Annotated in this window: 18 protein-coding genes; 11 read left to right on the top strand and 7 right to left on the bottom strand. The window is 66.1% G+C overall.

Features of this window, described 5'->3' with window-relative positions:
- Positions 1-56 precede the first annotated feature (56 nt).
- The 4 genes from moaA (at position 57) to speD (ending at position 2864) form a co-directional block, all read left to right on the top strand.
- Positions 57-1052 carry a GTP 3',8-cyclase MoaA gene (gene moaA, locus GV832_RS14530; RefSeq protein WP_227754434.1) on the top strand — a complete coding sequence of 332 codons (996 nt, stop codon included), beginning with the start codon at positions 57-59 and terminating at the stop codon, positions 1050-1052.
- Positions 1053-1099: 47 nt separating this feature from the next.
- Entirely contained in the window at positions 1100-1804 is a 705-nt protein-coding gene (locus tag GV832_RS14525) for a hypothetical protein (RefSeq protein WP_227754433.1), read from the top strand.
- A gap of 200 nt (positions 1805-2004) precedes the next feature.
- Entirely contained in the window at positions 2005-2439 is a 435-nt protein-coding gene (locus GV832_RS14520) for a PACE efflux transporter (protein WP_227754432.1), read from the top strand.
- Positions 2436-2864 carry an S-adenosylmethionine decarboxylase gene (gene speD, locus GV832_RS14515; protein WP_168775605.1) on the top strand — a complete coding sequence of 143 codons (429 nt, stop codon included), beginning with the start codon at positions 2436-2438 and terminating at the stop codon, positions 2862-2864. The genes GV832_RS14520 and speD overlap by 4 nt, the downstream gene beginning before the upstream one ends.
- A 54-nt stretch (positions 2865-2918) precedes the next feature.
- Here speD and GV832_RS14510 read toward each other — a convergent pair whose 3' ends face one another.
- The 3 genes from GV832_RS14510 to GV832_RS14500 form a co-directional block, all read right to left on the bottom strand.
- The gene (locus GV832_RS14510) at positions 2919-3260 is read right to left on the bottom strand and encodes a DUF1304 domain-containing protein (protein WP_168775604.1); all 342 of its coding nucleotides are present in this window, start codon (positions 3258-3260) and stop codon (positions 2919-2921) included.
- A 416-nt stretch (positions 3261-3676) separates the two neighbouring features.
- Positions 3677-4828 (bottom strand): M20 aminoacylase family protein, encoded by a 1152-nt coding sequence (locus GV832_RS14505; RefSeq protein ID WP_168775603.1) that lies wholly within the window; start codon positions 4826-4828, stop codon positions 3677-3679.
- A 196-nt stretch (positions 4829-5024) separates the two neighbouring features.
- On the bottom strand, positions 5025-6377 hold the full coding sequence (locus GV832_RS14500) for an NAD(P)/FAD-dependent oxidoreductase (protein WP_227754431.1): 1353 nt from the start codon (positions 6375-6377) through the stop codon (positions 5025-5027).
- 228 nt (positions 6378-6605) lie between these two features.
- Between GV832_RS14500 and GV832_RS14495 the strand changes: the two genes are divergently transcribed.
- The 5 genes from GV832_RS14495 (at position 6606) to GV832_RS14475 (ending at position 12341) form a co-directional block, all read left to right on the top strand.
- A complete protein-coding gene (locus tag GV832_RS14495) occupies positions 6606-7595 on the top strand; it encodes an ABC transporter ATP-binding protein (protein WP_168775602.1) in 990 nt (329 codons plus the stop codon).
- Entirely contained in the window at positions 7588-8631 is a 1044-nt protein-coding gene (locus GV832_RS14490) for an ABC transporter ATP-binding protein (RefSeq protein ID WP_168775601.1), read from the top strand. Before GV832_RS14495 ends, GV832_RS14490 begins: the two co-directional genes overlap by 8 nt.
- Positions 8632-8635: 4 nt before the next feature.
- Positions 8636-10339, top strand: a complete 1704-nt coding sequence (locus tag GV832_RS14485; protein ID WP_168775600.1) for a peptide ABC transporter substrate-binding protein — start codon at positions 8636-8638, stop codon at positions 10337-10339.
- An 87-nt stretch (positions 10340-10426) separates the two neighbouring features.
- Positions 10427-11434 (top strand): ABC transporter permease, encoded by a 1008-nt coding sequence (locus GV832_RS14480; protein WP_168775599.1) that lies wholly within the window; start codon positions 10427-10429, stop codon positions 11432-11434.
- Entirely contained in the window at positions 11427-12341 is a 915-nt protein-coding gene (locus tag GV832_RS14475; RefSeq protein WP_168775598.1) for an ABC transporter permease, read from the top strand. The genes GV832_RS14480 and GV832_RS14475 overlap by 8 nt, the downstream gene beginning before the upstream one ends.
- A gap of 39 nt (positions 12342-12380) precedes the next feature.
- Here the strand turns inward: GV832_RS14475 and GV832_RS14470 are convergent, their stop codons facing one another.
- From GV832_RS14470 to GV832_RS14455, 4 genes are all read right to left on the bottom strand, one after another.
- Complete coding sequence (locus GV832_RS14470) at positions 12381-14168, bottom strand: calcium-binding protein (protein ID WP_168775597.1); 1788 nt, start codon at positions 14166-14168, stop codon at positions 12381-12383.
- A gap of 62 nt (positions 14169-14230) precedes the next feature.
- Positions 14231-15502, bottom strand: a complete 1272-nt coding sequence (locus GV832_RS14465; protein WP_168775596.1) for a DUF3422 family protein — start codon at positions 15500-15502, stop codon at positions 14231-14233.
- A gap of 345 nt (positions 15503-15847) precedes the next feature.
- The gene (locus GV832_RS14460; RefSeq protein WP_168775595.1) at positions 15848-17296 is read right to left on the bottom strand and encodes an NAD(P)(+) transhydrogenase (Re/Si-specific) subunit beta; all 1449 of its coding nucleotides are present in this window, start codon (positions 17294-17296) and stop codon (positions 15848-15850) included.
- A 12-nt stretch (positions 17297-17308) separates the two neighbouring features.
- Positions 17309-18883, bottom strand: coding sequence for a Re/Si-specific NAD(P)(+) transhydrogenase subunit alpha (locus tag GV832_RS14455; RefSeq protein ID WP_168775594.1), 1575 nt, complete (start codon positions 18881-18883; stop codon positions 17309-17311).
- Positions 18884-19105: 222 nt separating this feature from the next.
- On the opposite strand from GV832_RS14455, the gene kynU reads away from it, so the two are divergent.
- Both kynU and GV832_RS14445 read left to right on the top strand, forming a co-directional pair.
- A complete protein-coding gene (gene kynU / locus GV832_RS14450) occupies positions 19106-20296 on the top strand; it encodes a kynureninase (protein WP_168775593.1) in 1191 nt (396 codons plus the stop codon).
- Between the two features lie 114 nt (positions 20297-20410).
- A complete protein-coding gene (locus tag GV832_RS14445; RefSeq protein WP_168775592.1) occupies positions 20411-21166 on the top strand; it encodes a L,D-transpeptidase in 756 nt (251 codons plus the stop codon).
- Positions 21167-21198: the final 32 nt, after the last annotated feature.

Here is a 21198-nt window from a genome sequence, read left to right as displayed (position 1 = left end):
CCCCCCATCTGCGGTTTCGGGATTGTATCGCGGGCCACAGGGTCTATCTTGGACTGATGGCACCGCTCATAGATCCCTTCGCCCGCCCGATCTCGTATCTGCGCGTCTCGGTCACCGACCGCTGCGACTTCCGCTGCGCCTATTGCATGACCGAGCACATGACCTTCCTGCCCAAGGCAGAGCTGCTCTCCCTGGAGGAGCTGACGCGACTATGCAGCACCTTCGTGCGGCTGGGGGTGGAAAAGCTGCGGATCACCGGGGGCGAGCCCCTGGTGAGGAAGGGGATCATGACCTTCTTCGAATCCATGGGGAAGCAGCTGGGGAACGGGCTGAAAGAGCTGACCGTGACGACCAATGGCTCCCAGCTGCGCAAATACGCGGCAGCGCTGGCCGAGGTGGGGGTCCGGCGGATCAATGTCTCGCTGGATACGCTGGACGACGCCAAGTTCGCCGAGGTGACGCGTTGGGGCCGCCTGAACCAGGTGCTGGACGGGATCGCCGCCGCCAAGGAGGCGGGGCTTCGGGTCAAGATCAACGCGGTGGCCTTGAAGGGCGTGAACGAGGGCGAGCTTTTCACCCTCACCGAATGGGCCGCAAAGGAAGGCCATGACCTGACCTGGATCGAGGTCATGCCGATGGGCGAGATGGAGGCGGATCGGCTCGACCAGTTCTGGTCGCTGAAGGACCTCCGCGCCCGGCTGGCGGAGCGCTATACGCTCACCGACCTGGCCGAGCGCTCGGGGGGCCCCGCGCGCTATGTGCGGCTGGAAGAGACGGGGCAGAAGCTGGGCTTCATCACGCCGCTCACGCATAACTTCTGCGAAAGCTGCAACCGGGTGCGGGTGACCTGCACGGGGGAGCTCTACATGTGCCTCGGCCAGGAGGACATGGCCGACCTGAGGGCGCCGCTCAGGGCCAGCCCTGACGACGCGCCCCTCGAGGCCGCCATCCGGGCGGCGATCTCACGCAAGCCCAAGGGCCACGACTTCGACTATTCGCGCCAGAAAGTGGCGGGGCAGATGACGCGCCACATGAGCCATACGGGGGGGTGAGGATGCGCCTTTGGGTCCTCACCACGCTTATGGCCCTCACCGCAGGTATGGCCCTCAGTCCCGCCCGCGCCGTGGCGGAGGCTTCCCCTTCGGCCGAGCGCTGCGCGATCTTCCGGCAGGGTCCGCTCCAGCACGACAGGCTCGCGACCTATGCCGGGCGTCCGACGAATGATGCGCGCGAGACTCGGTGGCTGGACCTCTGGTATCGCCCCGACTACGACTTCGGCGGCCCAAGCGGTGGCCCTGACGGCCTGCCGAACCGCAGCCTGCTCGTCGACATCAACCTGCCCGATGGCCAGCCCCTGCCCAAGGCCTATCGCAACAGCGCCAACCCGATGACCAAGAGCTTCTTCACCGTGCTCTTGTCGGGGGGCGCAGGGGATCGTGCCATCGAACGGATCGTCTACAGCGTTACTTCTGCGCCCCTCGCCTGGGAATGGCCGCGCCCCCGCACCTGGGTCAAGACAGGCGAGACCATCGGGCCTTACACGCGCGTCGAGGTCGAGGGGGCGGCAGATTGGGCAAAGGCCGAACGAGATGTCTATGTCCAGACCGTCGGCGACGAGGTCATCTCGGTGATGAATTGCGACAAGCCGGGCACGGAACTCAACCCAAGTTGCCAAGTCTATGAAAAGGCCGCGCAATGGGAAATCAACATCCTTGGCTTTCGCCGGAACCAGCTGGACCAGCTGGACCGCATCCGCCAGCTGTCGCAAGACTTCGCTGCCTGCTTGACCCTGCCGCCCGGGTGAGGCCGTGGGGTGCGTGATCTCACGCGCCGCTGACGGGCCGCTCCAGCCCGGCGTCGCAGGCCCAGCGCCCGGGGCAAACGCGGCAACCGAAAAGCCAAGACGCCGCGCCCCCGCCGATTTCACGCCCCGTTCACCCCCGTTTGACGCCGCTTTCACCCGGCCTCTGCCATACTGTCCGCAATTTGATGCGGAGCCTTTTCATGACCCTTCGTTCTGCCCGCGACCGGGCGCTGCAATCGCTGCTTTACGAGGCGGGCGGCCTCTGCCTTTCCGTCCCGCTCTACATGGCCTGGGCCGAGTTCGGCGCGGGGCAGAGCCTTGGGCTGCTCGTGGCGCTTTCCCTCGCCGTCCTCCTCTGGTCGGGCCTCTTCAGCACCGCCTTTGACTGGGCCGAACACCGCCTGACCGACAGGCTCTCCAGCGACCGGCCCTGGGGCTGGCGCCTCCTCCATGCGGTCCTGCTGGAGGCGACCTCGATCCTCGTGACCCTGCCGCTGCTTGTCCTGCTCGGCGGGCTGGGCTGGGCCGAGGCCCTGGTGGCCGATCTCGCGCTGACCCTGCTTTACGCCACCTGGGCCTGGGTCTTTCACCTGGCCTATGACCGCTTCCACCCCTTGACGGAGAGCACCGAATGACCCTGACCCATGCGCCCCGCGCGCCCGGCACAATGCCCTTCGGCGTCCACCTGATGATCGACGGCTATGCGGCCAAGGGGGCGCCGATGACCGAGCCCCTGGCGCTGCGCCGCCTCTTGGAGACCCTGCCCGCCGAGATGGGGATGCATGCGATCTGCACCCCCGTGGTGGTCGAGGTGGGCCCGAACTGCAAGAAAGACCCGGGCGGGCTTTCAGGCTTTGTGATGATCGCCGAAAGCCACATCAGCTTTCACACCTTCCCCGGGCGGGGCTTCGTGACGATCGATCTCTACACCTGCCAGAACGACCTCGACACAAGGGCGGTGACGGCGCGGCTGATGGCGGCCTTTGGCCTTATGGATGCCGATATCCATGTGCAAGAGCGGGGCCTGCGCTATCCGGCCGAGGACCTCGCGCTGGCCTAGGCTGCGTGCTTGCACGCACCTGCCGGGGCGGTGCGTGAGATCACGCACCCTGCGTCAAATCCCAAAGCCCACCGCCAACAAGGCCAATCCCGCCGGAACCGCCTGCACAAAGAGGATCCGCCGCGAGGCCGTCATCGCGCCGTAAACCCCGGCCACCAGGACGCAGGCGAGGAAAAACACTGCGACATCGCTGCGCCAAAGCCCCCAGAAGAGCCCCGCCGCCAGGAAGCCGTTATAGAGCCCCTGGTTGGCGGCCAGCACCCGAGTCGCTGCCGCAAACTCCGCCGTGGTGCCAAAGGCCTTGCGGGCGCGGGGCGTGGTCCAGAGGAACATCTCGAGGACCAGGATATAGACATGCAGCAGGGCGATGGCTGCGATGAGGCTGGTGGTGATCATTGGTCTCTTTCCCTCACTCTTCAACCTGCGCTGGACCTGGCACCTGTTTCATTTGCGCCGCCCTCAGCCAGGAATGATTGGTCCCACTAATGCCCCAAAAACAGCAAGAATGAGAAGAAGACAGCAGCTAATCAGCACGACCCAATCGAAGACCCTCCACCAGATCATCGGCTCTCGTGAGGTCAACCAGAAAGCGACCGCAATGCCGAGGAGGTAGGACCCCAGAATGGCCCCGCCCCAGAACGCGGCTCCCGTCCTCAGCATGTGATAAGCTGCCACATGTGAGACCCCTTGCTCTCGCATAAGGGTCTCTATCGCGCCTCCATCCGGAGGCGTGTCAACGGACGCAAAGGCAAGCCAGGATATACATATGGCCAGGGGCGGAAACAGCCGCAGCCCAACACGCCGGAGCGAGGTCACCCCCGCGCCTCGACCATGGCCGCATACCAGCTCGATCCAAAGGGGATCGCATTGTCGTCGAAGTTATAGGCCGGGTGATGGACCATGGCCGTGTCGCCGTTGCCGACGAAGATATAGGCCCCGGGGCGTTCGTTCAGCATATAGCTGAAATCCTCGGCCCCCATCATCGGCGCCACATCCTCATCGACACGTCCCGAGATCGCCCGGGCGACCTCGGCCGCATGCGCGGTGTTCTCTGGCGCGTTCATCGTCACGGGATAGCCGCGCTGATAGTCCACATCCGCCCGCGCGCCCAGGGCGAGCGCCGTGCCCTCGATCACCTCGGCCAGGCGGCGCTCGACGTAATCCTGCACCTTGGGATCCATGGTGCGCACCGTGCCCTTCAGCTTCACCACCTGGGGGATGACGTTATAGGCGGTCGAATCCGTCTCGACCACGCAGATCGAGACCACGACCTGGCCCAGGGGATCGACATTGCGCGAGGCGATGGTCTGGACAGAGGTGATGACATGGGCCGCCACGACGACGGTATCGACGCAGTCCTGGGGCTTGGCGGCATGGCCGCCCTTGCCGGTGATGACGACCTCGAACTGATCGGCCGCCGCCATCATCGCGCCCGGGCGAATCGCAAAGGTCCCGACCGGGATGCCCGGCATATTGTGCATGCCATAGACCTCGTCGATGCCCCAGCGGGTCATCATGCCATCGGCCACCATCTCGCGGCCCCCGCCGCCGCCCTCTTCGGCGGGTTGGAAGATGCAAACGGCCACCCCGTCGAAATTCCGCGTCTCGGCCAGGTATTTCGCGGCGCCCAGAAGCATCGCCGTATGGCCGTCATGGCCGCAGGCATGCATCTTGCCGGGGGTCTGGCTGGCATAGGGCAGCCCGGTCTGCTCATGGATCGGCAGGGCGTCCATATCGGCGCGCAGCCCGATGGTGCGCCCCGGCCCCCGCCCCTTGATCACCGCCACGACCCCGGTCTTGCCCACGCCCTCCACCACCTCGTCACAGCCAAAGCTGCGGCAGAGCTCGGCCACCCTGGCCGCCGTGCGATGCACATCGAACAACAACTCCGGATGGGCATGAAAATCCCGCCGCCAGGCGGTGATTTCGGGCAGCATCTCGGCGAAGCGGTTCTTGACGGGCATGATGAGACTCCTTTCCCCCATGCTTCCCCAAAGCCCTGCCCCCCGCAACCCCTTTCAACTTGGCGCAAATATCCACGGGGTTTCCAAAGGGGAGCGTGCTCCCCTTTGGGCAGGGGGCTCGGGGGACGGCAGTCCCCCGAACGGGGGGTCCGGGGGGGCGGCAGCCCCCCCGGCTCCGAGCCGGAAGACCAACCCTCTACAAAGAGGGCCCCGGCACAAGTCTGGTCCCATCCGTAAACCGCGAGAGCCGGAAGCGGCCCAGGTCATGCCCAACCTTGTTGCCCGCCACCAGGTCCGCCACGACCCGCCCGACCCCCGGCCCGATGCCGAAGCCATGGCCACACATGCCCGTGGCGATGACGAGGCCCGGGAGCCTCTCCACCCGGTCGATCACCGGGACCACATCGGGGATCGTGTCGATCATCCCCGCCCAGGCCGCCTTGATCTCGGGCCGCCCGAGCTTGGGGAAGGCGCGGGCGAAGTCGTCCTGCACGCGGGCAAGCGCCTTCATATTGGGCTTGGGATCCAGCACGCGGACCGCTTCGAAGGGCGAGACCTCGTCGCCGCCCCAGGCCCGCGCCGTGCCCCAGGCATCCGGGAAGCCCTCTGGCGCCCGCATCCGGAATTTGGTCTTGCGGAAATCGGCCTTCAGCATGCGGACGAAGGGCCAGAAATGCCGAAAGGCATCCGGCCCGATGAAGAAGTCATGATGCGCGCCGGGGGCAAGGGTATAGCCGCCATCCTCCCGCCTGCGAAAGGCGAAACGGTCGTCGGCCGCATTGCCGGCAAAGACCTCCGGCATCGGCACGGTGGCCGCGACCGAGGCCAGGACCGAAAGCTGCGGGATCTTCACGCCATGGGCGGCCAGGAAGAGCGAGGACCAGGCCCCCCCCGCCACCACGACCTGGTCGCAGGCGATGCGGCCCTGCTCGGTGAAGACCCCCTTCACGCGGCCGCGCTGCACATCCAGACGGCGCACTGCACAATTTTCAACCACGGCCAGCCCCTCGGCCGCCGCCGCCCGGGCCAGGAGCGGCACCGCGACCCAGGGCTCCGCCCGCGCATCCGAGGCGGTGAAAAGCCCGCCCACCCAAGGCGCGCTGGCCTCGGCGATGCGCTCATAGACCTGGGCCGGAGACTGCAGCCCGACGTCCAGCCCGTATTCCCCCCGCGCCACATCGGCCCAGGCCTCGAAGCCGCGCATCTCTTCGGGCGTGCGGGCCAGGTACATCACCCCCTCTTGCCGGAACCCCAGGCCCGGCAGGCGCAGCGCGAATCCCTGCCAAAGACGCAAAGACTCCATCATGATGGGCAATTCGGCGAAATCGCGGCCCTGCTGGCGTATCCAGCCCCAGTTGCGGCTGGATTGCTCGCCCGCGATGCGGCCCTTCTCGATGACCACGGCCTTCAATCCGCGCTGTTGCAGGAACCAGCCGGTCATCACCCCGATGATGCCGCCGCCCACCACGACCACGTCGCAAGCCTTGGGCACCGGCCCCGGATGGCCGATCGCTGACCCCATGCCCACCGGACCCATTGGCTCTGTCATCTCGATCTCCCTTTGCCCCGATCATCCCCAAGCCCGCCCCCGCCCGCCACCGCTTTTCGGCATTTTGCAGCATCGACCTGTCATTCTGCCGAAACCGACGTCAGGGCGCCGTAAAAGATTTAAGGTTGATCGAAAGGACAAAATCGTCAAACTAGCGCCATGGCACGGGACCCGCGAAGGACCCGGCCCTGAATCAGACCGAAAAAACAAGGTCGTGGGGAGAGACATATGCCCGATGGGGCCGCGCCCGTTCTTGATGTCCGGGGCCTGAAGACCGTGTTCCGCACTCGTTCCGGCGAGGTGCATGCGGTCAATCATGTCAGTTTCAGTCTGCAAAAGGGCGAGCTTCTGGGCGTCGTCGGCGAAAGCGGCTCGGGCAAGTCGGTGACGATGATGTCGCTGGTGGGGCTTTTGCCGCAGCCTCCGGCCGAGGTGCGGGGCGGCCAGGTGCTGCTGGATGGCCGCGACCTCTTGAAGATCTCTCTGCCCGAGTTGCAGGACATCCGGGGGGCCCGCGTGGGCTTTGTCTTCCAGGACCCGATGACCAGCCTGAACCCGGTCTTCAAGGTCGGCGACCAGATCATGGAGCCGCTTCTCCGCCACATGGGCCTGACCAAGGCCCAGGCAAGGACCCGGGCCATCGAGCTTCTGGAGCTGGTGGGCATCCCCGATGCCGCCGCGCGGATGAGCTCTTATCCGCACCAGTTCTCGGGGGGCATGCGCCAGCGGGTGATGATCGCCATTGCCCTGGCCTGCGACCCCGATGTCCTGATCGCCGACGAGCCCACCACGGCCTTGGACGTAACGATCCAGGCGCAAATCCTGGAGCTTGTGAAGGAACTGCGCCAGAAGCTGGGCATGGCCATCGTCTGGATCACCCATGACCTGGGCGTCATCGCGGGCATCGCCGACCGGGTCATGGTCATGTATGGCGGCCAGGTCGTCGAACAGGGCCGCGTCGCCGAGGTCTTCAAGCACCCGGCCCATCCCTATACGCGGGCGCTATTGAAAACCGTCCCCGCCCTGCACGGAGCCCGTGCGGATCGCCTGATGGCCATCGAGGGCCAACCGCCGATCCTGATGGCGGAACCCTCCTCCTGCCCCTTTGCCGCGCGCTGCGCCCATGTGCATGACCGCTGCCGCGTGGAAAACCCGCAAAGGCGCGACCTCAACCCGGGCCATGACGTGGCCTGCCACTGGGAGGCGCCCCATGCTTGACGCAACCGTTGCCCCCCTGGTCCAGGTCCGCGACCTGAAGATGCATTTCCCGATCCATTCCGGCGTCCTGCGCCGCCAGACCGGGGCGGTGAAAGCCGTCGACGGGATCTCTTTCGACATCCGCGCCGGTGAGACCCTGGGCCTGGTGGGCGAATCGGGCTGCGGCAAATCGACCGTGGGCCGCGCTCTGATCCGGCTTTACGAGCCCACCGCCGGAAGCGTGACCATCGCGGGCGACGAGATCACCACCATGCCGCCCGAGGCCCTGCGCAAGAAGCGGCCCCAGATGCAGATGGTCTTCCAGGACCCGCAGGCCAGTTTGAACCCGCGCATGACGCTCGCGCAGATCATCGGCGAGCCCCTGGTCGAACACACCACGCTTTCGCCCGACAGAAGGCTCGAGCGGATTTACGAGCTGATGGACCAGGTGGGTCTGAACCGCCGCTTTGCCAACCGCTATCCGCATGAATTCTCGGGCGGGCAAAGGCAGCGCATCGGGATTGCCCGGGCGCTGGCGTTGAACCCCAAGTTCATCGTCTGCGACGAGCCGATTGCCGCGCTCGATGTGTCCATCCAGGCCCAGGTCGTGAACCTTTTGGAAGACCTGCAGGACCGCCTTGGCCTGACCTATCTCTTCATCTCCCACGACCTGTCGATGGTGCGCCACATCGCCGACCGGGTCGCGGTCATGTACCTGGGCCGCATCGTGGAACTGTCCCCCCGCGACGACCTTTACGCCCGCCCCCTGCATCCTTATGCCGAGGCGCTGCTCTCTGCCGTCCCCGAGGCCGACCCCGAACAGAAGGGGCAGCGGATCATCCTGAAGGGCGATGTGCCCTCTCCGGCCAATCCGCCCAAGGGCTGCGCATTCTGCACGCGCTGCCCCAAGGTCTTTGACCGCTGCCGCAGCGACCGCCCCGCCCTGGTCGAGGTCGCGCCCGGTCGCCAGGTTGCCTGCCACCTCTTCCAACCCCAAACCGTGCCCAACACGTCCAACGGGCCCGGAGAAACCCGACTGCAACAACAAGGAGTCTAAGCCGATGAGACTGAAAACCGCATTGCTCGGCGCTGCGGCCAGCATGGTGCTGGCGGGCGCGGCTTTTGCCGACCGCGGCACGGATGGCGAGCTGAAGCTGACCTTCCCGCAAGCCGTTTCGATCATGAACCCCTATCTCTCGGGCGGCACCAAGGACATCTGGGCCTCTTCGATGGTGGTCGAGCCCATGGCGGGCATCGATCCCCAGGGCAACCTGATCCCCAAGCTGGCCGTCGAGATCCCGACGCTGGAAAATGGCGGCATCTCGGCCGACATGACCTCGATCACCTGGAAGCTGAAGCCGGGCCTCCTGTGGTCCGATGGCACGCCGGTCACCGCCGATGACGCGGTCTTCACGGCGGCCTATTGCATGGACCCGGCCGGCGGTTGCAGCCAGGCCACCAAGTACGAAGGCGTGAAGTCGGTCGAGGCCGTCGATGCATCGACCGTCAAGGTGACCTTCGAGGCGCCGAAGCCCAATCCCTATACCGCTTTCGTGGGCGCCCTCTCGCCCATCCTGCAGAAGAAGCAGTTCGAAGCCTGCACCGGCGCTGCGGCTCCGACCTGCACCGATGCGAACAACATGCCCATCGGCACCGGTCCCTTCATGGTGACCGCCATGACGATCAACGACACCGTGGCCCTGGCTGCCAACCCGAACTACCGTGACGCGGCCCTGCCCGCCTTCGCGACCGCCGTGATCAAGGGCGGTGGCGATGCCGAGGGCTCGGCCCGCGCCGTCATGGAGACCGGCGAGTTCGACTATGCCTGGAACACCCAGATCCCGCCCGACAGCCAGGCCGCGATGACCGCTGCCGGCAAGGGCCAGTTCGTGGTGGCCTTCGGCACCCTGGTCGAGCGCCTGGAAATGAACACGACCGACCCCTCGCCCGATCTGCCCGAAGGCGAGCGTTCGACCGCCAAGCATCCCCACCCGATCCTGTCGGACATCAAGGTCCGCACGGCTCTGTCCAAGGCCATCGACCGTTCGATCCTGGTCGAAGTGGGCTATGGCGCGGGCGGCAAGCCCACCTGCAACGTCATCCCCGGCCCCGATGCCTGGGCGTCCGACAACACCGGCTGCATCGCGCAGGACATGGAAGGCGCCAAGGCGCTCTTGGATGAGGCGGGCTGGAAAGACTCCGACGGCGACGGCATCCGCGACAAGGATGGCAAGAAGCTGCACATCCTCTATCAGACCACCGTCAACCCGATCCGCCAGGACTTCCAGGCGCTGATCAAGGATTGGTGGACCGAGCTGGGCGTCGAGGTCGAGTTGAAGGCCATCGACCCGGGCGTCTTCTTCGGCGGTGACCCGGGCTCGCCCGACACGTTCCAGAAGTTCTATGCCGATGTCGAGATGTATGCCAACAACTCCGACACGCCGGACCCGGAAGTCTACCTGGGCCAGTACCAGTGCAAGAACGCGCCGACCCCGGAAAGCCAGTGGCAGGGTGAGAACATCAACCGCTTCTGCGATCCGGCCTATGACGCCATGATCGCCGAACTGGCAGGCACGACCGATATCGCCAAGCGCCAGGAACTGGCCAAGAAGCTGAACGACATGGTGACCAAGGACTCCATGATCGTGGTTCCGCTGGTTCACCGCGGCACGCTCTCGGCCCATTCCAACACCCTGGGCGGCGTCGTCATGAACGCCTGGGACACCGAGCTGTGGAACATCGCCGACTGGTATCGCGTGAAGTGATCCTGACGGCCGTATCCCGGCCGTGATCCGGGCGGTCCCCTCGGGGGCCGCCCTCCCCCACCGACTTGACCCAAGGCGCCGCAGCACATGCTTACCTTCACCCTTCGCAGGCTCTTGCTCGCCATACCGACGCTTTTGGCCATCTCGCTGGTGATCTTTCTCCTGGTCGATCTCGCCCCGGGCTCGCCCATGTCCGAGATCCCCCTGACCGTGCCCCCCGATGTCCGCCAGAGGATGATTGAGGCCATGGGCGCCGATCAGCCGGTCTTTGTCCGCTATGTCCTGTGGCTGCGGCAGTTCTTCTGGGTGGAGCCCGCCCAGGTGATCAACCACTGGTTCGGCACCGATTTCGCCGCCGGCGAACAGCGCATCCTGTCCTGGCAGTCGCGCAGCCCCGTCTTCACCGTCATCGGCCAGCGCCTGCCCCAGACCCTGACCGTCATCGGCACGGCCTATCTGGTGGGCATCCTGATCGCCCTGCCCATCGGCATCTACTCCGCCTATCGGCAGTATTCCGTCTTCGACCAGCTTGGCACGCTTTTTGCCATGATCGGCTTTTCGGTCCCGACCTTCTTTTCCGGCACGCTCTTCATCATCATCTTCGCCGTCTGGCTGGGTTGGTTCCCGACCAAATACGACACGATGATGGAGGTCACGGACTGGGAGAGCTTCCTGAAACAGCTTCGCCAGATGGCACTTCCGGTCCTGACCCTGGGGCTGGCCAATGCCGCCACGATCAGCCGCTACATGCGCTCCTCGATGCTGGAGAACATGGTCCAGGACTATGTCCGCACCGCCCGCGCCAAGGGGATGCGCGAAAAGACCGTGGTCCTGAAGCACGTCCTGCGCAATTCGCTCATCCCGGTGGTGACGGTGATCGCCCTTGGCATCCCCTCGATCTTCGGCGGCGCGATCATCACCGAGAACCTGTTTGGCGTGAACGGGATCGGCGCGGCGCTGATCCTGGCCATCCATGCCAGCGACCTGCCCATGGTTCAGACGCTGGCCTTCATCTTTGCCGTGCTGATCGTGGTCTTCAACCTGATCGCCGACATCCTTTACGGCCTGCTTGACCCGAGGATCCGTTATGACTGACACCAAATCCTCGGCCCTCGACAAGCCGGAAAGCCAGCTTCGCGCGATCTGGAGCCAGTTCCGCAGCCACAAGGGCGCGCTTTTCGGCCTGGCCGTGCTGACCCTGCTCGTGGCCTTCGTCGTCCTTGGGCCGCTTCTGTGGCAGCCGCCCAAGTTGACCGTGGTCGAGGCGATCAAGTCCAAGAACCTCGGGCCCTCGCTGAAATTTCCGCTGGGCACCGACCAGATCGGGCGCGACATGCTCAGCCGGATGATCCTGGCGGGCAAGGTCTCCTTGGCGGTGGGCTTCGTCGCCATGGCCATCGCCATCTTCTTCGGCACTTTCATCGGGGTGCTGGCGGGCTATTTCAAGCGGCTGGACGGGCCCTTGATGCGGCTGACGGACATGTTCCTGGCCCTGCCGCTGATCCCGCTGCTCTTGGTCATGGTCATGCTGTTCCGCGACAAGGTGGCGGCGCTGATCGGGCCCGAGCTTGGCGCCTTTACCCTCATCGTTTTCGCCATCGGCATCACAAGCTGGATGCAGGCGGCGCGGATCGTGCGGGGCGAGGTCCTGGCCTTGAAGGAGCGCGAATATGTCCTGGCGGCGCGGTCGATCGGCACGCCGCCGCGCCGGGTGATCCTGCGGCATATCCTGCCCAATATCGTCTCGCCCATCATGGTGGCCGCGACCTTGGGGATTGCCGAGGCGATCATCACCGAAAGCGTGCTCTCGTTCCTCGGCCTCGGCTTCCCGCCCGATTTCCCGACCTGGGGGCGGCTGTTGTTCGACGGGCTGCAATACATGCAGCTTTACCCCGAACGCGTGATCTGGCCGGGCCTGGCGATTTCGCTGACCGTGCTGGCGGTGAACTATATCGGCGACGGCTTGCGCGACGCCCTGGACCCGCGGGTCAGGGGGCGCTGACGGAAACCGCCCGCCAGGTCTCCCTGGCGGGCGGTTTCGTTACAGGATGAAATCGCCGACGGTCAGGGTGAAGGCGCCGGTCAGGACGATGGCCAAGTCGGCGGTGCCATTGCCATCCATGTCGCCCCGCAGATAGGTCACGCCGCCCTGGACGAAGCCGCGCAGCTCTCCCGTCCGCCCGGTGAAGGTCCCAGCCCCGATGAAGGTCATCGGCCCAAGCGCCGTCAGGTCGATGCGGTCCACCCCTTGGGCAAAATCCGAGATGACATCCCCCGCCCCCATCGAAAGGCGCTCGGTCGCGGCAAAGGCGAAGACATCCGCCCCGGCCCCGCCGATCAGCGTGTCGATGCCCGTGCCGCCGGTCAGCGTGTCGTTGCCCGCATCGCCCTGCAGCCGGTCGCCCTCGCTGCCGCCCTCGATCCGGTCCGCCCCCTCGCCGCCCGTCAGCACATCCCGCCCGGCCCCGCCAAGGATCGTGTCATCGCCGCCCATCCCCGAGAGCGTATCGGCATCGGTCGCGCCGGAGGGAAAGAGCCCCTCGCCCGCCAGCAAATCCCCGTAGGCTCCGCCCGAGACCGAATCCGCCCCCGCCGAGCCCGAGAGATGGACCCGCTCCACAGTGGTGAAGCGCAGGCTTCCGCTGACGTAATCGGCGCCGACGAAGGACCCGGTCACCGGCGAGGGACCCGCAAGGAAGACCGTGTCGATACCGGCTCCACCATCCAGGATCGCGCCCGCCGCTATGCCGGCGCTGGCCGACAAGGTGTCGTTGCCCGTCCCGCCGTAAAGCGCCCCGCTGCCCTGCGACAGGAAAAGGTCATCATTGCCGATGCCGCCCAGAAGCGTCTTTCCGCCGTCGCCATTGCCCCAGAGGCTGTCATTTCCATAGCCCCCCACCACCCGACCGGAGCCGGTCAGCGTCGCAGTGTCATGTCCATAGCCCAGGTCGATCCGCGCCTGGCCCGTGATCTGGACCCGGTCATCGCCCGCACCCATGTCGATCACATGCCGCGAGGTCTCTGCGCCTCCGACGAGCAGGTCATGGCTGGCCCCGCCGGTGAAGGTCACGTTGACCAGGCCGAAATAAAGCCCCAGGCTCTCGAAGTTCTGCGCCATGCGCGTCACGCCGCCCGAGGTCACCGAGACCCCGCCGATCGAGGTGGCGGTGACATCGGCCACGATGCCGTAGATGTCGATCCGGTCATTGCCCGCCCCGCCATCGGCGACGAAGGCCGCCTGGAAATCGCCCTCGAAGAGGTCGTTGCCGCCCCCCAGCGCCACGACATCCGCGCCGCCTCGGCCGAGGAAGGTGTCATTGCCCGCTCCGGCCGTGATCGTGTCCGCGCCCGAAGACCCGGTCATCTCGATCACCTCGATTCCCACCAGGCGGATGCTTTGCGCGCCGCCGAACCGGATCCAGCTGTCCTGGCTCAGGCTCAACGACAGGGCCGGCATCACGCTGGCCCGGAAGGTGGACTGGAAGAGGTCGCGCCCCGCCCCGCCATCGATCACATCGCCCCGGTCGCCCACCAGAAGGTCATCGCCCAACCCGCCATAAAGGCTGTCGGCAAAGGGATCGTCGAAGAAATCCAGCCCCAGCCGGTTGCCATGCAGCTTGTCATTGCCCGCCCCGCCCTCGATCCGGTCCGCCCCTCCAAGGCCCACGATCTGATCGTCGCCAGAGGTGCCCTGGAAGACCTCGTTCAGCGCCGAACCATAGGTGGTTTGACCGGGCGTGGTCACCACGATGACGGTGGGCTCGGCCAGGGGTTGGGCAAGGCCCCCATTGGCCTTGACCGGGGACAGTTGGGACTTGGATCGGGTCATGTCGAATTCCTGTTTGCGCGCAAACGCTTGAGGCCACAGGCCCCGGGGACTGTCAAGCGCCCCTAGTGCAGCCGCGCCCGGACCCGGCGCAGGGCGAACCAGACGCCGAGGATCACCAGGGGGGTCAGGATGGCCTTGTCCAGACCCTCGGCCAGGTGGACGGCCTCGGCCAGGGGATGGAAGAGATAGGCCGCGAGGCTGACCGCGTAATAGCTGATGGCCACGACCGACAGGCCCTCGACCGTGTGTTGCAGGCGCAGTTGCAGATCGGCGCGGGCATCCATCGAGGCCAAGAGCTTCTGGTTCTGCGCCGAGCGTTCGACATCGACCCTGGTGCGCAAAAGCTCGGCGGCACGTTGGGCGCGCTCGGACATGGCCTTCAGCCGAACCTCGGTCGATTTCACCGTCCGCATGGCCGGGTCATAGCGCCGCATCATGAATTCGCCAAAGGTCTGGCGCCCGCCGATCCGCTCTTCGCGCAAGGCCAGGATGCGCTGGTTGACGATGGCCTCATAGGCCGCGCTGGCGCCGAATCGGAAAGAACTTTGGACGGCGAGGCTTTCCAGCTCGGAGGCGATGGTCAGAAGCTCGTGCAGCGCCGCCTCGGCCGGGCGGTCGCCGCGGTCAAGCTCGGAGATCAGCGCCGAAAGCCTTGGGTCCAGCGCATTCAGCCGCGTGGTCAGCTCCCGCGCCTTCATCAGGCCCAGCATCGACATGGCGCGGTAGGTCTCGATCTCGCACAGGCGCTGGACGATGCGGCCGATGCGGCGCTCCCCCGTGCCCGCGCGGACGAAGACGGCAAAGCGCATCTGGCCGGCCGGGTCGATGCGGAAATCCCCCGCGATGATCGCCGCGCCGTCGACGACCCGGGCCACGGCCAGGCTTTCCCGCACCATCCAGCCGTCGAGGAGGCTCAGCATCTCGGCCTCGGTGGCGGGTTCGGGCAGGACGCGGATCAGGACCGAGGTGGCGCGCAGGCCGGGGCTATCGGCCAGCCAGTCTTGCGGGAAGACCTCGGCCTCGAAAGGGTCGAAGGGCCGGGCCGAGACGCCGGGGGTGAAGGCCGAGAAGGTGACGAATTCGGTATGGCTCTCCCATTTCAGCTCGGATCGGCCGATGGGGCCGGACCAGTGGTTGGCATCGGGCTGGGGATGGGAGCCGCCGTGACGGTCGAGGAGCGCCACGAGATGCGCGAGGTCCGCCGCCTTGTTCCGAGCGGCACCCTCGGGCGGCATGAGCGCCATGAAGACCGCCGTCGCGGGGGCCTGCACCACGGGAAAGGGCCGGGCGTGGAGTTCGTTGACAAGGGCGTAGCGGAGCGGGTGATCGGTCATCAGGGCCTCGGGGGTCAATGGGTTAGACCTAGAGGCGGGACAGGCCAGAGCAATGGGTTTCGGCAGGATACCGGGGTATGCAATGGATGTGTTGCCCGCATGCCATGGGGGTCGGCGGGGGGCTTTCGCGCCCCGTCCTGTGCTTGGGCGACACGCCCGGGAGGGTTTCACACCCTCCCGGACCCTCCCGTGGGATATTTGTGAAAAGATGAAAAGGCATGGGGCGCGCCAGTTTGGGGAGGGGGCGCCTCGGTGAAAAGGGAAAGGCCCCGAGGTCTCCCCCGGGGCCTTTGGCGATGAGGTGCTCCGGGCTTGACCCGGAGCCTCTTGCTTTCCGCGCGCGCTTTACTGGATCAGCGGCAGAAGGGCGTCGAGGCTCTTCTTGGCGTCGCCATAGAACATCCGGGTGTTGTCCTTGTAGAACAAGGGGTTCTCGATGCCCGAATAGCCAGTCCCCTGCCCGCGCTTCGAGACGATCACCATCTTGGCCTTCCAGCATTCCAGGACCGGCATCCCCGCGATGGGGGAGTTCGGGTCCTCTTGGGCGGCCGGGTTCACGATGTCGTTCGAGCCGATGACGATGGCCACGTCGGTCGAGGGGAAGTCCTCGTTGATCTCGTCCATTTCGAGGACGATGTCATAGGGGACCTTGGCCTCGGCCAGGAGTACGTTCATATGGCCCGGCAGGCGGCCTGCCACGGGGTGGATGGCGAAGCGCACCGTCTTGCCCTTGGCGCGCAGTTTGCGGGTCAATTCCGAGACCGACTGCTGCGCCTGGGCCACGGCCATGCCATAGCCCGGGATGATGATGACGCTATCCGCATCGTTCAGCGCCGCCGCGACACCTTCGGTGTCGATGGCCACCTGCTCGCCGGTGATCTCCATCGCCGGGCCGGTGGTGCCACCGAAGCCGCCGAGGATGACGCTGACGAAGCTCCGGTTCATCGCCTTGCACATGATGTAGCTCAGGATCGCGCCCGAGGAGCCGACCAGCGCGCCAACCACGATCAGGAGGTCGTTGGAGAGCGAAAAGCCGATCGCCGCCGCCGCCCAGCCGGAATAGCTGTTCAGCATCGAGACCACGACGGGCATGTCCGCGCCCCCGATCCCCATGATCAGGTGATAGCCGATGAAAAGCGCGGCGAGCGTCATCACCAGCAGAGCCAGGGTCGAGCCGCTTTGCAGGTAGACGACCAGCAGCACCAGCGAGATCAAGGCAGCGCCTGCGTTCAGCACATGGCCGCCCGGCAGCTTCTTGGCCTTGCCATCGACCTTGCCCGCGAGTTTCCCAAACGCGATGACCGAGCCGGTGAAGGTCACGGCGCCGATGAAGACGCCCAGATAGGTCTCGACCCGCAGGATCGAGATCAGCGCGCCGGCCATCGGGTCATGCAGCTTGTGGACCAGGGTCGCGGCAAAGCCGGTGGCGGCCTCTTGCGCCGCCGCATCCATGGCCGAAACGGCGGCCAGCTCGATATGGGTGTTGTAGCCGATGAAGACTGCGGCCAGGCCAACCAGCGAGTGCATGGCGGCCACCAGTTGCGGCATCTCGGTCATCTGGACCTTTTGCGCGACATACCAGCCGATCACGCCACCCGCGAGGACCATGACCAGGCTCAGCGCCCAATTGCCCGCTCCGGGGCCGTACAACGTCGCCGCCACGGCCAAAGCCATGCCGACGATCCCATACCAGACCGCGCGCTTGGCGCTTTCCTGGCCCGACAGCCCGCCAAGGGACTGGATGAAAAGAACAGCCGCAACGACATAGGCGGCGGTGGTGAATCCGAATTCCATTCCGGCGCTCCCTTACGACTTCTGGAACATGGCGAGCATCCGCCGGGTGACCATGAAGCCCCCGAAGATGTTGATCCCCGCCATGAAGACCGACAGGGCGGCCAGGACGACCACCAGCCACGACCCCGAGCCGATCTGCATCAGGGCGCCGAGGATGATGATGGAGGAAATCGCGTTGGTCACGGCCATCAGCGGCGTGTGCAAGCTGTGGCTGACGTTCCAGATGACCTGGACGCCGACATAGACCGAGAGGACGAAGACGATGAAGTGGCTCATGAAGGAGGCAGGCGCGAAGAGCCCGGCCAAAAGGATCAGGCCGCCGCCGATGACCAGCATGGCCACCTGGTTCCGGGTCTGGGCTTTGAAGGCTGCGGTCTCTTGCGCGCGCTTTTCCTCGGCGGTCAGTTCCTTGACCTTCTCCTTGGGCTTTTGCGCCGCGATGGCGGCCACCTTGGGCGGCGGCGGGGGATAGGTCACTGCGCCCTGATGCGCCACGGTGGCGCCCCGGATCACGTCATCTTCCATGTTGTGGAAGATCACGCCGTCCTTCTTGGGCGTCAGGTCGGTCAGCATGTGGCGGATGTTGGTGGAATAAAGCGTCGAGGCTTGCGTCGCCATCCGCGAGGGGAAGTCGGTGTAACCGACAATCTTCACCCCATTGGGCGAGACCACCTTTTGATCCGGCACGGTCAGGTCGCAGTTGCCGCCGCGCTCGGCGGCGAGGTCGACCACCACGCTTCCGGGCTTCATCGCGGCGACCATATCCTCCAGCCAGAGCTTGGGCGCAGGCCGACCCGGGATCAGGGCCGTCGTGATGACGATGTCCATCTCGGGCGCCAGCTCGCGGAACTTCTTCAGCTGGGCCTCGCGGAACTCAGGGGACGACGGAGCCGCATAGCCGCCCGTCGCCGCCCCGTCCTGCGCCTGCTCGGCGAAGTCGAGGAAGACGAAGTTCGCGCCCATGGACTCGATCTGCTCGGCCACTTCGGGGCGGACGTCGAAGGCATGCACAATCGCCCCAAGCGAGACCGCCGTGCCCGTCGCGGCAAGACCGGCCACGCCAGCCCCCACGATCAGCACCTTGGCAGGGGGCACCTTGCCCGCCGCCGTCACCTGGCCGGTCAGGAAGCGGCCGAAGTTGTTGGCGGCCTCGATCACGGACCGATAGCCCGCGATATTGGCCATCGAGGACAGGGCGTCCATCTTCTGCGCGCGCGAGATGCGCGGCACCATGTCCATCGCAATCGCCGTCGCGCCGCGAGACTTCACCGTCTCCAAAAGGTCGGGGTTCTGCGCGGGCCAGAAGAAGGAGATCAGCGTCTGGCCCTCGCGCAGCGCCTCGGCCTCGGCCTTCTCGGGGCCGCGCACCTTGACCAGCACATCCGCCGCCGCGACAACCGCCGCCGCATCGGCCAGGACCTCGACCCCCACCGCCGCATAGGCCGCATCCGAGAAGCCCGCCTTGGCCCCCGCCCCGGCCTGCACCACGCAAACATGTCCCAGCTTCACCAGCTGGACCGCCGAATCCGGCGTCATCGCCACCCGGTTCTCGCCCGGAAAGACTTCCGTCAACGCGCCTATCTTCACGCCATTCCCCCTCTCAACCGGCCCGAGCCAAAGGGCCGTTAACTGCCTTTTCCCGCATAACAGCAAAATTTTGTGATGCAATGCCTAGCTGCACCATTCCGGAAATTTCGCTGCCGATGCACAAAGCGTCGTTTCCTGACAGGAAACCCGCAGATACTTCAAGCTTGAAACATCTGGACAGAAGCGCCGCGCCCGTCTATCCAGATAGCGCAAGGAGATGCCATGCCCACAGATTTCGCCAAGACCCGCGCCCAGTTTCACCTGCCCGAGGGGGTGATCTACCTTGACGGCAACAGCCTTGGGCCGCTGCCCCATGCGGCAGCCGCAAGGGTTGCGGGCTGTATCGGCCAGGAATGGGGCGAGATGCTGATCCGGGGCTGGAACAAGGCGGGGTGGATGGACCAGCCCTCGCGCGTGGGCGACCGGATCGCGCGGCTCATCGGGGCCGAGGCGGGGCATGTGGTGATGGGCGATACGCTCTCGATCAAGGTCTACCAGGCCCTGGCCTCGTGTTTGCAGATGTCGGACCGGAAAGTCATCCTGTCCGATACTGGAAACTTCCCTTCCGATCTTTACATGGCGCAGGGGCTTTGCGCGACCCTGGGCGACCGCAGCCTCAAGACCGTGGCGCCCGAAGCGGTGCTGGAGGCTATCGACGAGACCGTCGCCGTCGTGCTGATCACCGAGGTCGATTACCGCACCGGGCGGCGCCATGACATGAAGGCTCTGAGCGCGCGCGCGCATGAGAAAGGCGCTTTGATCGTCTGGGACCTCGCGCATAGCGCGGGCGCCTTCCCGGTGGGCGTGGCCGAGGGCGGCGCCGATTTCGCGGTGGGCTGCACCTATAAATACCTCAACTCCGGCCCGGGCGGCCCGGCCTTCATCTACGTGGCCCCGCGCCATGCCGAGACCGCGCGCCCTGCCCTGTCCGGCTGGCTGGGTCACGAGGCGCCCTTTGCCTTCGACACCGACTACCGCCCCGGGCGCGGCATCGAGCGGATGCGCGTCGGCACCCCGCCCGTGCTGCAACTGGCCGCGCTAGAGGCCGCCTTGGACATCTGGGATCAGGTCGACCTGGATGACCTCCGCGCCCGCAGCCTGGAGCTGACCGACCGCTTCATCGCAGGCGTCGAGGCCACCTGCCCCGGGCTCACCCTGGTGACCCCCCGCGACCATGCGCGCCGGGGCTCGCAGGTCAGCTTCTCCCATCCCGAGGGCTACGCCATCATGCAGGCGCTGATCCACGAGGGCGTCATCGGCGACTTCCGCGCCCCCGACATCCTGCGCTTTGGCTTCACGCCGCTTTACACGACCTTCGAGGACGTGGACGGTGCGGTGGCGGTGCTGGGCCGGATCATGACGACTGGCGCCTGGGACCGGCCCGAATTCAAGACTCGCGCCAAGGTGACCTGAGGCCCCGCTCTCCCCTTTGACCTTGGCCCGCGCAGGGTCTAGGCTTGGCAGAGAATCCATGGGGGGATCATATCGGAAATGTCTTTGGTTGCGCGTCTTTGTCTGCCTTTGTTGATGCTTGGTCTTACCGCCTGCGACGAGGCGACCATTCGACAGATGGATGCCGAATACGCTGCGCGCCAGGCGGGGGGCGCCGAGGCTGCCTCCCAGGCGACGGCCGTCACCCAGGCGCCCGACCTCACCCGCTATGGCGAGACGACCGACAATGGCTTTCGCGTCAAGGCCATCCCCGTGGCCGAGGTCCCCCCGGAGTTCCTGCGCCAGGAGGTCGTCTACCGCTCTCGCGAGGCTGTTGGGACCGTCATCATCGACCCCGCCCACAAGCATCTCTACCTGGTGACCGCCCCGGGCCGCGCGCTGCGCTATGGCATCGCGGTCGGCCGCGAGGGCTTCGGCTGGTCGGGCGTGGCCAATGTCACCGGCCGCACGACCTGGCCGCGCTGGACACCGCCGCCCGAGATGATCGCGCGGCGCCCCGAGCTGGAACGCTATCGCGACGGCCAGGCCGGGGGGCCGACCAATCCGCTCGGCGCCCGCGCCATCTATCTCAAGACCAACGGCGTCGATTACGGCTACCGAATCCACGGCACGCCGGAATGGGAGAGCATCGGCAAGGACGCCTCCTCGGGCTGTTTCCGCATGCTGAACCAGGACGTGATGGATCTTTACACCCGCGTCCCCGATGGCGCCAAGGTCGTGGTCCTGAACCCCGACGGCACTTTGCCGGACGCGCTCTATCTGCCTGGAAAGACTGTGAATTTGACGCCCCCGGCGCCCGAGCCGGTGCCAGCGCCCCCTCCCGCCGGTTAACGAAGTCTTCAGGATTTTCTTGTTCCGTTCTC

This window comes from Stagnihabitans tardus, from assembly GCF_009925085.1.
Classification (GTDB): Bacteria; Pseudomonadota; Alphaproteobacteria; order Rhodobacterales; family Rhodobacteraceae; genus Stagnihabitans; species Stagnihabitans tardus.
The sequence above is the reverse complement of the archived record's forward strand: the minus strand, read 5'-3'. Positions and strand labels throughout refer to the sequence as shown.